The sequence below is a fragment of the Labrenzia sp. THAF187b genome, assembly GCF_009363375.1.
GTDB classification, from domain to species: Bacteria; Pseudomonadota; Alphaproteobacteria; order Rhizobiales; family Stappiaceae; genus Roseibium; species Roseibium algicola.
Genome location: NZ_CP045344.1, coordinates 3,948,143 through 3,961,039, shown reverse-complemented (window position 1 = coordinate 3,961,039; position 12,897 = coordinate 3,948,143). Strand labels below are relative to the sequence as shown.

General features: G+C 59.4%; 11 protein-coding genes. 6 read left to right on the top strand and 5 right to left on the bottom strand.

Annotated elements, in window-relative coordinates; genetic code table 11:
- Window positions 1–5: 5 nt before the first annotated feature.
- The 5 genes from FIV03_RS18230 to FIV03_RS18210 form a co-directional block, all read right to left on the bottom strand.
- A complete protein-coding gene (locus tag FIV03_RS18230) occupies window positions 6–1,766 on the bottom strand; it encodes a nitrate ABC transporter ATP-binding protein (protein ID WP_152510542.1) in 1,761 nt (586 codons plus the stop codon).
- 10 nt (window positions 1,767–1,776) lie between these two features.
- Window positions 1,777–2,859, bottom strand: a complete 1,083-nt coding sequence (locus FIV03_RS18225; protein ID WP_152510541.1) for an ABC transporter permease — start codon at window positions 2,857–2,859, stop codon at window positions 1,777–1,779.
- Window positions 2,860–2,950: 91 nt separating this feature from the next.
- Window positions 2,951–4,351, bottom strand: coding sequence for a CmpA/NrtA family ABC transporter substrate-binding protein (locus tag FIV03_RS18220; RefSeq protein ID WP_023001119.1), 1,401 nt, complete (start codon window positions 4,349–4,351; stop codon window positions 2,951–2,953).
- Between the two features lie 365 nt (window positions 4,352–4,716).
- On the bottom strand, window positions 4,717–5,826 hold the full coding sequence (locus FIV03_RS18215; protein WP_152510540.1) for a CmpA/NrtA family ABC transporter substrate-binding protein: 1,110 nt from the start codon (window positions 5,824–5,826) through the stop codon (window positions 4,717–4,719).
- A 60-nt stretch (window positions 5,827–5,886) separates the two neighbouring features.
- The gene (locus tag FIV03_RS18210) at window positions 5,887–6,474 is read right to left on the bottom strand and encodes an ANTAR domain-containing protein (protein WP_152510539.1); all 588 of its coding nucleotides are present in this window, start codon (window positions 6,472–6,474) and stop codon (window positions 5,887–5,889) included.
- 206 nt (window positions 6,475–6,680) lie between these two features.
- Here FIV03_RS18210 and FIV03_RS18205 point away from each other — a divergent pair, with 206 nt between their 5' ends.
- The 6 genes from FIV03_RS18205 to FIV03_RS18180 all read left to right on the top strand — a co-directional run bounded on the left by FIV03_RS18205 (window position 6,681) and on the right by FIV03_RS18180 (window position 12,779).
- Complete coding sequence (locus tag FIV03_RS18205; protein ID WP_200863770.1) at window positions 6,681–6,866, top strand: DUF4089 domain-containing protein; 186 nt, start codon at window positions 6,681–6,683, stop codon at window positions 6,864–6,866.
- Window positions 6,863–8,275 carry an AtzE family amidohydrolase gene (locus FIV03_RS18200; protein WP_152510538.1) on the top strand — a complete coding sequence of 471 codons (1,413 nt, stop codon included), beginning with the start codon at window positions 6,863–6,865 and terminating at the stop codon, window positions 8,273–8,275. The genes FIV03_RS18205 and FIV03_RS18200 overlap by 4 nt, the downstream gene beginning before the upstream one ends.
- A gap of 6 nt (window positions 8,276–8,281) precedes the next feature.
- The gene (locus FIV03_RS18195) at window positions 8,282–9,175 is read left to right on the top strand and encodes a LysR substrate-binding domain-containing protein (RefSeq protein ID WP_152510537.1); all 894 of its coding nucleotides are present in this window, start codon (window positions 8,282–8,284) and stop codon (window positions 9,173–9,175) included.
- Between the two features lie 191 nt (window positions 9,176–9,366).
- The gene (locus FIV03_RS18190) at window positions 9,367–10,494 is read left to right on the top strand and encodes a TIGR03364 family FAD-dependent oxidoreductase (protein ID WP_152510536.1); all 1,128 of its coding nucleotides are present in this window, start codon (window positions 9,367–9,369) and stop codon (window positions 10,492–10,494) included.
- A 9-nt stretch (window positions 10,495–10,503) separates the two neighbouring features.
- Window positions 10,504–11,286 carry a phosphonoacetaldehyde hydrolase gene (gene phnX / locus FIV03_RS18185; protein WP_152510535.1) on the top strand — a complete coding sequence of 261 codons (783 nt, stop codon included), beginning with the start codon at window positions 10,504–10,506 and terminating at the stop codon, window positions 11,284–11,286.
- Window positions 11,283–12,779 carry a sulfatase-like hydrolase/transferase gene (locus FIV03_RS18180; protein ID WP_152510534.1) on the top strand — a complete coding sequence of 499 codons (1,497 nt, stop codon included), beginning with the start codon at window positions 11,283–11,285 and terminating at the stop codon, window positions 12,777–12,779. Before phnX ends, FIV03_RS18180 begins: the two co-directional genes overlap by 4 nt.
- The last annotated feature ends 118 nt before the right edge of the window (window positions 12,780–12,897 follow it).

Genomic DNA, 12,897 nt, shown 5'->3' with positions numbered 1-12,897 from the left:
GACTTTCATTCGGCTGCTTCGGCTGCCGCGGTTTGACGGGCCATCCGTGCGGCCCGCTTTTCCTGAATGGATTTCAACTGGTCTTCGCTCGGATCAGCGCCGCCCTCATAGGCTTCCAGGAAGTCCAGAAGCTCCTCGCGGTAGGCGTAGTAATCCGGGTGGGCGAGCAATTCCTTGCGCGACCTCGGGCGTGGCAGGTCCACTTCCATGATGTTGCCGATGCGGGCATTGGGCCCGTTCGACATCATCACCACCCGGTCGGCGAGCAAGATGGCCTCATCGACATCATGCGTGACGCAGACAGCCGTCACCTGGGTGCGTTTCCAGACATCCATCAGGACGTCCTGCAACTCCCAGCGGGTCAGGCTGTCGAGCATGCCGAAGGGTTCGTCCAGCAGCAGAAGCTTCGGCGACAGGGCAAAGGCCCGTGCAATGCCGACGCGTTGCTTCATGCCGTTGGAAAGCTCCGAAGCAGCCTTTTGCATGGCGTCCGACAGACCGACCTTGCCGAGGTAGTATTCAATCACGTCCCGCTTTTCGGCCCTGGACGCATCCGGATAGACCTTGTCGACCCCAAGCTCGACATTCTCGTAAGCTGTCAGCCAGGGCATCAGGCTCGGTGCCTGGAAAACGACGGCACGGTCCGGACCGGCCTGCGTCACATGAGTGCCGTCCAGTACGATGGCACCTTCGGTGATCTTGTTGAGGCCGGCCACCATTGACAGAACCGTCGACTTTCCGCAGCCGGAATGGCCGATCAGGGTGATGAACTCGCCCTTCTTCATTTTCAGATCGAAACCGTCGACAACCGTCAACGGTCCCTTCGGCGTCGGATAGACCTTCTTCAGCTGAGAGAAGTCGAGATAACGGTCCTGAACCGCGGATTCCGATGCCCGCTCATAGGCTACCGGAAGCTTGTCGGCAGGCTTCGGACGCTGGGTAATCGGAACGATGTCCGGCAGAACGATTTCCCGCTCCAGATCGGCGCCACGCTCGGCACCTGCTTCCATCAGGTATTCGGTGACTTCGGCACGCAGCCGAATGAAGTCATCATCGTGGTTGAGTTCCCCGCGATCGCGCGGCCGCTGAAACGGCACCTTGAACTCCGGACCGAGCGTTGCCGGTGTGCCGGGCTTCAGGGGTATGATCCGGTCTGCGAGAAGGATCGCCTCATCGACATCGTTTGTGATGAGAACGATGGTCTTCTTCTCTTCGTCGCAGATCGCGGCGAATTCGTCCTGCAGCTTCGCGCGGGTCAGGGCATCAAGAGCGGACAACGGCTCGTCCAGCAGCAGAAGTTCCGGCTGCATGGCAAGTGCCCGTGCCACGGCAACGCGCTGCCGCATGCCACCGGAAAGTTCCGACGGCTTGCGGTCCCTGGCATGCCCTAGACCGACCATCTCGATGTACTTGTCGCAGATCGCCTTGCGCTCTGCGGCGCTCTTCTTCTTGAAAACGCTGTCGACGGCCAGCGCCACATTTCCGAACACCGACAACCACGGCATCAGCGAATAGGACTGGAACACGACGCCCCGATCCTGGTGCGGCCCGTCAATTTCCTTGTTCTTGAAGATGATGCCGCCCTTGTCCGGCTCGATGAGACCGGCCAGCAGGGAGATCAGCGTGGTCTTGCCGGTGCCGGAAAACCCGACGATGGCAATGAACTCGCCCTCTTCCACTTTCAGATTGATATCGTCCAGCACATCCGTCCGGGTGGCATTTTCGCCATAGGATTTGGAGACGCCGGAAATTTCCAGAAAGGACATATCCGTCTCCTTAGCGATTGGCCGAGAATGTGAAGGCGCGCTGCAGGGCAAACATCAGCCGGTCGAGCATGAAGCCGATGATGCCGATGGTCAGGACAGCGACCATGATCTTTGCGAGCGACTGGGAAGAACCGTTCTGGAATTCGTCCCAGACGAATTTTCCAAGCCCCGGGTTCTGCGCCAGCATTTCCGCCGCAATAAGCACCATCCAGCCCACACCCAGCGACAGGCGCAGCCCGGTGAAGATCAGCGGCAGAGAGGACGGCAGAACCAGCTTGGTAACGGTCTTCCAGGTCGGCAGTTGCAGAACACGGCCGACATTCATCAGGTCCTTGTCGACCGAGGCCACACCCAGCGCGGTGTTGATCAGGGTCGGCCACATGGAGCAAAGGGTCACGGTGACGGCGGAGATCAACAGGGATTTAGACAGCCAGTCGACAGGATCGGCATAGGTTGCCGACACGATCATCGTGACGATTGGCAACCATGCCAGTGGCGACACCGGCTTGAAGATCTGGATCAGCGGATTGATTGCGCCGTTGAAGGAGCGCGACAGACCGGAGGCAATGCCAAGCGGCACGGCAATCAGCGTTGCGATCAGAAAGCCGAGGCCGACGGTTTTCAGCGAGGTGCCGATCTGGTCGATATAGGTCGGCTTACCGGTATAGTCGCGCCACTTGATCTTGTCGGTCTTGCCTTCAGCTTCGTATTTGGCGTTGCGTTGTTCCTGGCGATCGTAGAAGGCAGCGGCCTTGTCACGCTCGCGCTCATGATCGTCCCAGAGGTTGACCGCCTGGGTCCAGACAGCAGCAGGCCCGGGAACTGCGCCCAGTGATGTCTGCACCTGGGGCGCCAGCGCTCCCCAGAGGACGAGAAAGGCGATGATGCCCAGGAGAGGAATCACGAGAACGCGTTTGAGCTCCCCCAGCTGTTCCTTTGGGCTGTCGCCTGCGGCAATTTTCAGGAGTGGCACGGTCCAGGAAAGGCCAAGCGCATCCAGCCAGCCGGCGGCCTTGTTGATCCGTGTGAAGAGCTTTTCCCGGCGTGCGGCACGGGCAAGGTCCTGACTGCCTGCGGTATCGGCATTGGCCATGTCGTCAATCCTTGTTCGAATTCTGTCGGTTCGTGTCGAATGAGAAAAACGAGCGGCGGGGCTGCAGACCGCCGCTCAAGTTTGGGGAAGTTCAGCCGCCCACGACCTGGTTGCCGTCGACCACCTGCTTGCCTTTCAGGCCGATCGGAAGGCTGTCGATGTAGGCGTTCGGCTGCTTGCCGTCGTAGGGAATGCCGTCGATGATGTCCGCCGACGGGGTCGGAGCGCGGTAGCCGTCCGTTTCCCAGGGGAAATCTTCCTTGGCCACATGCCCTTCCTCGACCAGCATTTCTGCGGCCTTCAGATAGATGTCCGGGCGATAGACCGACCGCGCGACTTCGTCGTACCAGCTGTCGGGTTTGTACTCGGAAATCTGCCCCCAGCGGCGCATCTGGGTCAGGTACCAGACGGCATCGGAATAGTAGGGATAGGTCGCGAAGTAGCGGTAGAAGACGTTGAAGTCGGGAACGTCTCGCTTGTCGCCCTTCTCATACTCGAAGGTGCCGGTCATGGAGTTGGCGATCACTTCAGCGTCCGCACCGACATACTCCGAGCGGGACAGGATCTCGACGGCTTCCATACGATTGGCGTTGTCGTTCTCGTCCAGCCACTTGGCTGCGCGGATCAACGCCTTGGTAAGCGCAAGCGTGGTGTTCGGATATTCTTCGGTAAATTCCTGCGTCAGACCGAAGACCTTCTCCGGATTGTTCTTCCAGATCTCGTAATCGGTGATGACCGGGACGCCGATGCCCTTGAAGACTGCCTGCTGGTTCCAGGGTTCGCCGACGCAATAGCCATAGATGGTGCCTGCTTCCAGCGTTGAAGGCATCTGCGGAGGTGGAGTGACCGACAGCAGAGCGTCTGCCTGGATCTGGCCGGAGATGTCCGAACTGGAATAGAAGCCCGGGTTGATATCACCGGATGCCAGCCAGTAGCGCAGTTCGTAGTTATGGGTGGAAACCGGGAAGACCATGCCCATGTTGAACGGTTTGCCCTCGGACTTGAACTTGTCGACGACCGGCTTCAGGGCGGTTGCCTTGATCGGGTGAACCGGCTTGCCGTCGTCCTGCATCTCCAGGTGCGGCTTCATCATCTCGAAGATCTCGTTGGAAACGGTGATGCCGTTGCCGTTGAGATCCATGGAGAACGGCGTAACGATGTGCGCCTTGGTGCCGAAACCGATGGTGGCCGCCAGCGGTTGTCCGGCCAGCATGTGCGCCCCATCCAGTTCGCCCGTGATGACCCGGTCGAGCAGAACCTTCCAGTTGGCCTGCGGCTCCAGGGTGACGAAAAGGCCTTCTTCCTCGAAATAGCCGAGCTCATAGGCAACCGCGAGCGGAGCCATGTCTGTCAGCTTGATGAAGCCGAAGGTGAGTTCGTCCTTTTCGACATCCAGCATCTCGGCATAGGCGCTGGAAGCGGACACAAGTGCCGTGGCTGCCATCAGGGCGCCAAATGCGGTCCGGCGGGTGATATTCAGGGTCTTTTTCATTGTCGCGTCCTGTCCCTCGTTCGTCCTGCGCCCTCTTCAGCCGGGCACAGGAGCAATAAAAAAGCCGCCGACCGAACCGCATGACGGGAGGAATTCCCATGCGGTTCAGATCGGCGGCTTTGCCTGTACACCCGGCAGTGGGTGCGATATCTGGTAGGCCAGCGTCGGCCTCACCTGCTTAAAAGCACGAACTGTGCCAATTTGGAGAAATTGGCTTTTCTCTTTATTTACAGATACTTACTCTTTGTGAAAATTTTGACCATATGCTCAAGCTGCATATTTGATCATCGAAGCGCGCAGGCAACTGAACGAATTTTGTGCAACGCAACCAGACTACCCCGACGCCAGGCGAGCTGTCTCGGAACTCAAAAACGGGCGCCGTCAAACATTTCTATGGTCATGTCTGTCGCTTCTCCGGTCAGCTCCAGAGCCTCCAGATAAGCGGTCGGAGAAAAGACCTTTTCAACTTCGCTTTCCGCCTCTCGCGAACGCTCCACCTGCCCCCAGCGAACCATCTGCTCGTAGAACCATTTGCCGTGAACCGGCATTGGCGCTGCCTTGACCCCACCCGAGAAGGTCAGGAAGTCCGGAACGTCCTTCACCGAGACCGGGCCCAGCCTGATCCGGCCTGATAGTGCTGCTAGGCAGATTTCAGCGGGGCAAGCCAGTAGGTCGGGCCTTGCGAGCATGTCGGCCAGCTCGGCATTGTTCTTCGGATCGGCACACCAGTCGGCTGCTGCCGAAAAGGCACGCATCAGCGCGGCCAGCGTTTCCGGGTTGGCTTCGGCCCATTTGCGCGTCACGCCCAGCACTTTTTCCGGACTGTCCGGCCAGATGGCCTGTTTGTAGGTTGCAATGCGCCCCGTTCCCGCGTCGACCGCAGCCGTGTTCCAGGGCTCGCCAACGCAATATCCATCGAGCTGGCCGGCCGCCAGGGCATCCGCCATAACCTGCGGCGCCAGTACGGTAATCTCGACATCCCGATCCGGATCGATCCCGGCGGCAGCGAGCCAATAGCGCAATTCATAGGCATGGCCTGAAAACGGGTGCACGACCCCGAAATGAAGCAGCGGCGCATCCGCCTCCTGCTGGTTGGCAATAACCCGCGCGAGCGCCGCACCGGTCGACGTCGGGTCGCCTTCCGGATCGGCTCCGACAGCCGACATGTCCGCCCAGAGTGCGTTGGAAACCGTAATTGCGTTGCCACCTAGCCCCAGAAGCATGGGCGCCAGCATGGGCACCGCAAGACTGGTCAGGTTGAGGCTGGATGCAATCGGCATCGGAGCGAGCATATGGGCCACGTCGAAATGACCGACGGAAATCCTGTCTCGAATATTTGCCCAGGATGTTTCGCGAATCAGCTTCAGCGCGATGCCTTCCTGCTCGGCAAAACCGAGTTCGGCAGCCGCCACGACAACGGCACTGTCCAGAAGCGGGATAAATCCGGCAATGACAGGCTTCAAGTTCGTATCCATGATCCTCCAGTCCCCTGGTTGGCCGCTTCTCCCCACTCGGTGTTTTTTGTTGTCATCGCGTCAGTCTCCCAGAAGTCCGCTGGCGATCACCAGGCTCTGCGCCACATCAATGATCTTCCGGCTCTGGTTCATGGCCGTACGGCGCAACAGGTCATAGGCTTCCTGCTCGCTGAGCCCCTTCGACTTCATCAGGATGCCCTTGGCCCGATCGATGGTTTTCCGGTCTGCAAGTTCAGAGCGCACTTCCTCCAGCTCCTCTGTCAGCCTGGAAAACGCGCGAAAGCGGCTGATCGCCATATCAAGGATCGATTTGACCCGCTCCCGCTTGAGCCCGTCGACGATATAGGCCGACACCCCCGCATCGACGGCGGCCTCTATGGAATGGCTGTCCGACTTGTCGACGAACATCGCAATCGGTCGCCGCACCGCGCGCGACACCTGAAACATGTGTTCCAGCTGGTCGCGATTCGGGTTTTCCAGATCGATGACAATCACATCCGGATTGATATCCGCGATCTGTCGAACCAGTCCTTCCATCTGGTGAACAAGAATGACCTTATCGTGCCCGGCATCGCGCAATCCCTGCTCGATGATCGAGGCACGGATCTTGTTGTCATCTATAACCAGAATGGAAAGCCCGCCGCTCATGCCGCCATTATGCGCAGGGCTATTTTTTATGCAACAAAAATGCTGCGCCGCAACAATACTGTCCTGTGGAGACGTTCTGAAATGGCAATGAAGCGCTTGAAACCAGACTTGCGAAAGACGGGAACCAAAAGAAGATTTCTCCTCTGGACAGAACCCCATAGCCTTTGAATGATGCACCGGGAAAATTCAGGATGAAGGAAAGCGGGATGGCGGACACGTTTGAGCCCAAGGCGCATGTGGCCCACATGGAAAAGATGTTGGGGCTGACGATCGAAGAAGACTGGCGCCCTGTTGTGGAAATGCATATCGCCGCGATCGAGAAAGCTGCCGAAGCCGTCCTGGATTTCCCGCTGGAAGACCACGCCGAAGCCGCACCGGTCTTTGTTCCATGAGCCAGGATAACAGCAAACTGAACACCCGCTCTGCGGCTCAGACAGCCACGGCCGTCAACAGCGGCGACATCAAGGCTCTGGAAGTTGCCTACGCATCTCTCGAGGCCATTGAACGTCTCAATCCAACGGTCAACGCCTTTACCGACGTCCTGGTCGAGCGTGCACTTCTTGAAGCGCGCGCTGTCGATGACGCGATTGCAGAGGGCCGAACACTGCCACTCGCCGGTGTGCCATATGCGGTCAAGAACCTGTATGATGTCGAAGGCCTGACAACCCGCGCCGGCGCGAAGATCAATCGCGAAAACCCGCCCGCCTCTGCCGATGCGACTTTGGTCCGCAAGCTGAAGGACGCTGGCGCCGTTCTGGTCGGCGCGACCCACATGGGCGAATACGCCTATGATTTTACCGGCGAGAGCGCGCACGACGGCATCTGCCGCAATCCTCATGATACGGGTCACATGACCGGGGGCTCTTCCTCCGGATCTGCCGCGGCAACGGCTGCCGGCATGGTGCCGCTGGCAATGGGCTCCGATACCAATGGCTCCATCCGCGTGCCGGCCTCGTTCTGCGGCCTGTTCGGCTTGAAGCCGACCTATGGCCGCCTCAGCCGCGCCGGCACCTATCCCTTTGTCGGCAGTCTCGATCACCTCGGTCCGCTGACACGTTCGGCAGAAGATCTTGCCCTGATCTTTGACGTCCTGCAGGGCCACGACCCCGCGGACCCGGCCCAGGCAAACCATCCGGAAATCGAGACCCATAACCGGCTGCAGGAAGATATCGGCCCGCTGCGCATTGCCGTTGCAGGTGGCTATTTCCGCGACAAGGCCCTGCCGGATGCCCTGAATGCAGTAGACCTTGTCGCCAAGGCGCTTGGGGCAAGCCTTGAGATTGACATTCCGGAAGCCGCACGGGCCCGCGCCGCGGCCTATGTCATTACGGCGGCCGAAGGCTCTACCCTGCATCTCGGCCGTATCCTGGAACGGCCGCAGGACTTTGACCCGGAAACGCGTGACCGCTTCCTGGCGGGAGCCATGGTACCCGCAATCTGGGTCCAGCAGGCTCAGCGCTTCCGGAGCTGGTTTCGCGACCTCTTCCGCAAGATTTTCGAAAACGTCGACGTTCTTCTGGCCCCGGCGCCCCCCTTCCCGGCCCTGCCGTCAGGTACCAAGACTTTCACGATCGGCGGCGAGACCATGCCGGCCCGGCCCAACATCGGCCTGTTTACCCAGCCAATCTCCTTCATCGGCCTTCCCGCGGTAACGGTACCGGTCTGGCAGGAAGGGGCGACATTGCCGATCGGTGTTCAGGTGATCGCCCCTGCCTGGCGCGAGGATTTGGCGCTTCGTGTCGCTCACCACCTGGAACAGACAGGTATCTGCCGCGCTCCCGTCGCCAATTTGACGGCCTGAAGCCCGGTGAAAAGGGAACAGGCCCGCACCACAGGAAACCTCAGTCTGGCGCAGCTGCGAGCGTTGGAAGCTGTGGTGCGCACCGGAAGCTTCACAGATGCGGCGAAGGAAATCGGCGTCTCCCAACCCTCCATCTCCAATCACATTCAAGGTCTGGAAAGCCGCTTCAAGACAAAACTGCTGGTAAAGTCCGGATATTCCGTTTCCGCGACCCCGGTTCTGGTCGCTCTATTGCCCCGCATCAGGGCGTTGCTGGCATTGGCAGGTGATCTGGAAACCGAACTGTCTCACCACCGCGCCCTGGCGGCTGGTGAACTCAGGATTGGCTATTCAACCTACCAGCTTGCCATCCCGATCATCTCGGCCTTCATGGCGAAACACCCAACCATCTCCATCGAGGCCCGCGCCCTTGCAAGCCAGGACATCATCAACCTGATCGAAACAGGCTCTCTCGATATCGGGTTCATTACCGGGCGCGAAATTCCGGCAGGCCTCGAAGGCGAATTGATCCTGAAGACACGCATTGTCCTGGCGGCTCCTCCCGATCACCCGCTGGCGAAAAAGGAGAGCGCCTCCTGGAAAGACGTCGCCGAGCTCCCCCTCCTCCAACGCGAAGGAAGTTCCGGCACCCGCAGACTGTTCGAAGCCGCTGCCACGCTTGCCGGGACAAGACCCAAGACCGCACTCGCTCTTGGCTCGTGGGGGTCAATCGCAACGCTGGTCAGATCCGGCTCGGGTATCGGTGTCGCGCTGGAAGCGGAAATCACCGAGCGCGACGGTTGTGTCGGTGTCAGGATCGAAGACGCGAACCTCACCGCAAACCACTTTGCAGTCTGGCAAAAAGACATGGGTACAGTGGCCGCCATAGAGGCATTTCGAGCCGGGTTGCCCGTTTCATGACAAATAGAAGTCACCCGTCATTTGATAATTAAAACCTATACATTCTGATCTTTGATAGACCGAAAGACAGTTCCGTGATTACTGGCGCCTGACGTTTTCAAAACCACTGCACCAGAGTCGATTTCATCGCCCACGACAAAAGCGTGATACTGACTTTGAACGGCTCCAGCACAATTCCAGAGACCACCAGAATGAAACAGAGATCTTATGACCTTGCGATCGTCGGTGCCGGGATCGTTGGGCTTGCGCACGCCCTAGCAGCAGTCAGGCGCGGCAAGAAAGTTGTCGTCATTGATCGCGACAGCCAGGCAAATGGCGCATCGATTCGCAACTTCGGCTTTGTGACCGTCACCGGCCAACAGGCAGGCGACTGCTGGCAAAAAGCGTCGCGCAGCCGACAGGTGTGGGCAGAAGTTGCGGAAGCCGCCCGCATACCGCTGCTGCACGAAGGTCTGACCATGACCGCAAGGCTCCCGGAGTCCGAAGCTGTTATCGACGCGTTTCTGCAGACAGAAATGGGTGCGGAGTGTCAGCGCCTGACGCCCGCTGAGGCCGCCCAAAAGGTTCCCTGTTTGCGACAGGAGAAAATCACCTGCGCGCTCTATTCACCGCTTGAAGTGCGCGTGGAATCGAAAGATGCCCTGCCCCGGATCGCCAATTGGCTGAAAGAAGCCCTTGCCGTCGACTTCCTCTGGCAGACAAGCGTCAATTCTGTCGAGGCACCGAAGCTTCAAACCTCGCGCGGGATGGTGCACGCGGAGACCGTGATCATCTGCCCCGGCGACGATGGCACGACACTTTTTTCTGACCGGATCGCCACTTACGAAGTCACGCGCTGCAAACTGCAGATGTTGCGCGTCGCCCCTCGCAATCGTATCGACCTTGGCACCGCAGTCATGTCTGACCTCGGCCTGGCGCGATATCTTGGCTATGCCGAACTCCCCGAAGCAGAGCCCTTGAAAGCCCGGCTGGATCGGGAGATGGCTGATCACCGGGAAAACGGCATTCACCTGATCGTTGTCCAGTCCGAAGACGGCAGTCTCGTTGTCGGCGACAGCCATCATTACAGCGCGACACCCGATCCGTTCATCGACAAGACCGTGAACGACCTGATCCTGGGCGAGATGGAGACGATCCTCGATCTTGGCCCCTATGACATCTCTGAAACCTGGATCGGCACCTACGCCTCTGCCCCGGACCGCTGGCGCTTCACCGATGCGCCGGACGATAGCACCCGCATTGTCGTCGTCACCGCCGGCTGCGGTGCCTCCACCGCCTTCGCCATCGGCGAGGAAACCATTGCCGATCTCTATGCGTGAGGAAACAAGATGAGCAAATTCAAAGCCGTGGTCTTCGACTGGGCCGGTACCATGATCGACTTCGGTTCCTTTGCCCCGATGGGTGTCTTTGTAAAGGCCTTCGAGACCTTCGGCATTACCGCAACCATCGACCAGGCACGCGGCCCGATGGGCAAACCGAAGTGGGACCACATCCGCTCCATGATGGATGACCCGGACATCTGCGCCCAATGGATCGCCAAATACGGCCACGCACCAACTGATGCCGATGTGGACAAGGTCTACAAGATTTTCGTTCCAATGAACGAGGAAGTCGTCGCCGATTTCTCCGATCTCGTTCCAGGTGCTGCCGAGGTTGTCAGACAGCTTCGCGCCAAGGGCATGAAAATCGGCTCAACCACCGGCTATACCCGCTCGATCATGGAACGCGTGCTGCCGAAAGCCGCCGAACAGGGTTATGAGCCGGACAATCTCATCTGTGCCGACGACCTGCCGGAAGGCCGTCCCGGACCGCTCGGCATGTATCAGTGCTTCGTCGATCTGGTGGCCTATCCGCCGAGCGCGGTCATCAAGGTGGACGACACCGAACCCGGCATTGCCGAGGGTGTTGCAGCCGGCTGCCTGACTGTGGGTCTTGCGCTGTCGGGCAACTATGCCGGCAAGACACCGGAGGAACTCGCTGCACTTTCGGAAGATCAGGTTGACGCCCTGCGCCAGCATGCAACGGTAGAGCTGAAAAAAGCCGGTGCCGACTACGTGATTGATACGGTCGCGGATCTGCCAGCCCTGATCGAGAAACTGGAAGCGGAATGACACGTCCCAATATCCTGCTGATCACCGCTGACCAGTGGCGGGGCGATTGTCTCGGCACAGTTGGACACCCTGTTGTCCGAACGCCGAACCTTGATGCCTTCGCCGAAACGGCGACGGTTTTCGAACAGCATTTTGCGGCAACTGCTCCGTGCTCTCCCGCACGGGCCTCGCTCTATACCGGGCTCTACCAGATGAATCACCGGGTCGTGTGGAACGGCGCGCCACTCGATGACCGGTTCGACAATATTGCCCGTGCTGCCCGCCGGGCCGGTTATACGCCAACGTTGTTCGGCTACACCGATACCTCGCCCGATCCTCGCCTGCATCACCCGAACGACCCCGTCCTGACTTCCTATGAAGGTGTTCTGCCCGGCTTCTGGGTACGCCAGCCGCTTGCCGAGGACGAAAAGCAGTGGCTTTCCTGGATGGTCTCACGCGGCCACGATCCCGCAGGTTTGCCTACCATCCATCACGTGGAACCAGAAGAAGGTGAAAAAGTCAGCCTCAAGGCGGCCAGGTATTCAAAGGACGAAACCCAGACAGCCTTCATGACGGATGCCTTCCTCACCTGGCTTGGAGAACAGGATGAAGACCGGCCATGGATGGCGCATGTTTCCTTCCTGCGACCGCATCCGCCGATTGCCGCTCCTGCGCCCTATAACACCCTCTACCATCCCGATGACGGGCCGGGTTTCTCCGGGGCACCAACTGCGGCGGAGGAAGCTGGGTTTCACCCCTTCATGGAAGCCCTGCAGGATTATCAGCAGCTGGCCTCCCATCTACCGGGGACCACTGACTTCGTGCGTGATCTGACAGAGCGCGATCTCAGGCGGTTGCGAGCACTTTATTACGGCATGATTACCGAAGTTGACGCACAGCTCGGCCGGATCTTCGAAGCGCTGGAACCACTCGAAAACACGTTGGTTATTTTCACGTCCGATCATGCTGAGATGATGGGCGATCACTGGATGCTCGGCAAAAGCGGGTTCTACCGTGAGAGCTACCACATTCCCCTCATGATACGGGCACCGGGTGGCAGCGCAGCGAACCGGGTTTCCGCCTTTACCTCCTCGACCGATATCTTCCCGACACTCCTGGATCTGCTGGATATCGAACCCGAGCATGCCCCGGACGGAGCCAGCCTGCTGCCGTACCTCAGCGGACAAACGCCTCTGTCCTGGCGAGATGCTGCTCTCTGGGAGTTCGATTACCGGCAATTTCTGAAGAAATGGCCGGAGAAGTTCCCGGCATCTGCCCATGAAGGATCCTCCGCAGCACTTTGCCGCCTCGGGCCGGAATGGCAGTTCGTGCATTTCTCCGGAATGCCGAACATTCTGATGAAGGCCGCCTGCACGTCCACCGCGCCGGTCAACGAGGCGGCCAGTCACCCGGACCTGGTGATCGCCAACCTTGATGCCCTTGTGGCAACCCGGATGCGCCACAACGACGAGACCCTGGCCCGCACCCTGGTCTGGGACTACTATCAGGAATAGCCCGGACTTTCGCAGGTCCACTTAGCGTCACGTTAAGCGTCGAACGACAGAATGAACCCTCCATTGGGGCTCTGAAGAATGCGTCAGACTTTGCGGGAACATCGGCTTTTCACCGGGA

Bases quoted from the DNA above. Each gene is read 5' to 3' on its own strand.
- FIV03_RS18230 (WP_152510542.1), bottom strand. From the start codon at position 1,766: ATGTCCTTTCTGGAAATTTCCGGCGTCTCCAAATCCTATGGCGAAAAT.
- FIV03_RS18180 (WP_152510534.1), top strand. From the start codon at position 11,283: ATGACACGTCCCAATATCCTGCTGATCACCGCTGACCAGTGGCGGGGC.
- FIV03_RS18225 (WP_152510541.1), bottom strand. From the start codon at position 2,859: ATGGCCAATGCCGATACCGCAGGCAGTCAGGACCTTGCCCGTGCCGCA.
- FIV03_RS18220 (WP_023001119.1), bottom strand. From the start codon at position 4,351: ATGAAAAAGACCCTGAATATCACCCGCCGGACCGCATTTGGCGCCCTG.
- FIV03_RS18200 (WP_152510538.1), top strand. From the start codon at position 6,863: ATGAGCCAGGATAACAGCAAACTGAACACCCGCTCTGCGGCTCAGACA.
- FIV03_RS18210 (WP_152510539.1), bottom strand. From the start codon at position 6,474: ATGAGCGGCGGGCTTTCCATTCTGGTTATAGATGACAACAAGATCCGT.
- FIV03_RS18205 (WP_200863770.1), top strand. From the start codon at position 6,681: ATGGCGGACACGTTTGAGCCCAAGGCGCATGTGGCCCACATGGAAAAG.
- FIV03_RS18190 (WP_152510536.1), top strand. From the start codon at position 9,367: ATGAAACAGAGATCTTATGACCTTGCGATCGTCGGTGCCGGGATCGTT.
- FIV03_RS18215 (WP_152510540.1), bottom strand. From the start codon at position 5,826: ATGGATACGAACTTGAAGCCTGTCATTGCCGGATTTATCCCGCTTCTG.
- phnX (WP_152510535.1), top strand. From the start codon at position 10,504: ATGAGCAAATTCAAAGCCGTGGTCTTCGACTGGGCCGGTACCATGATC.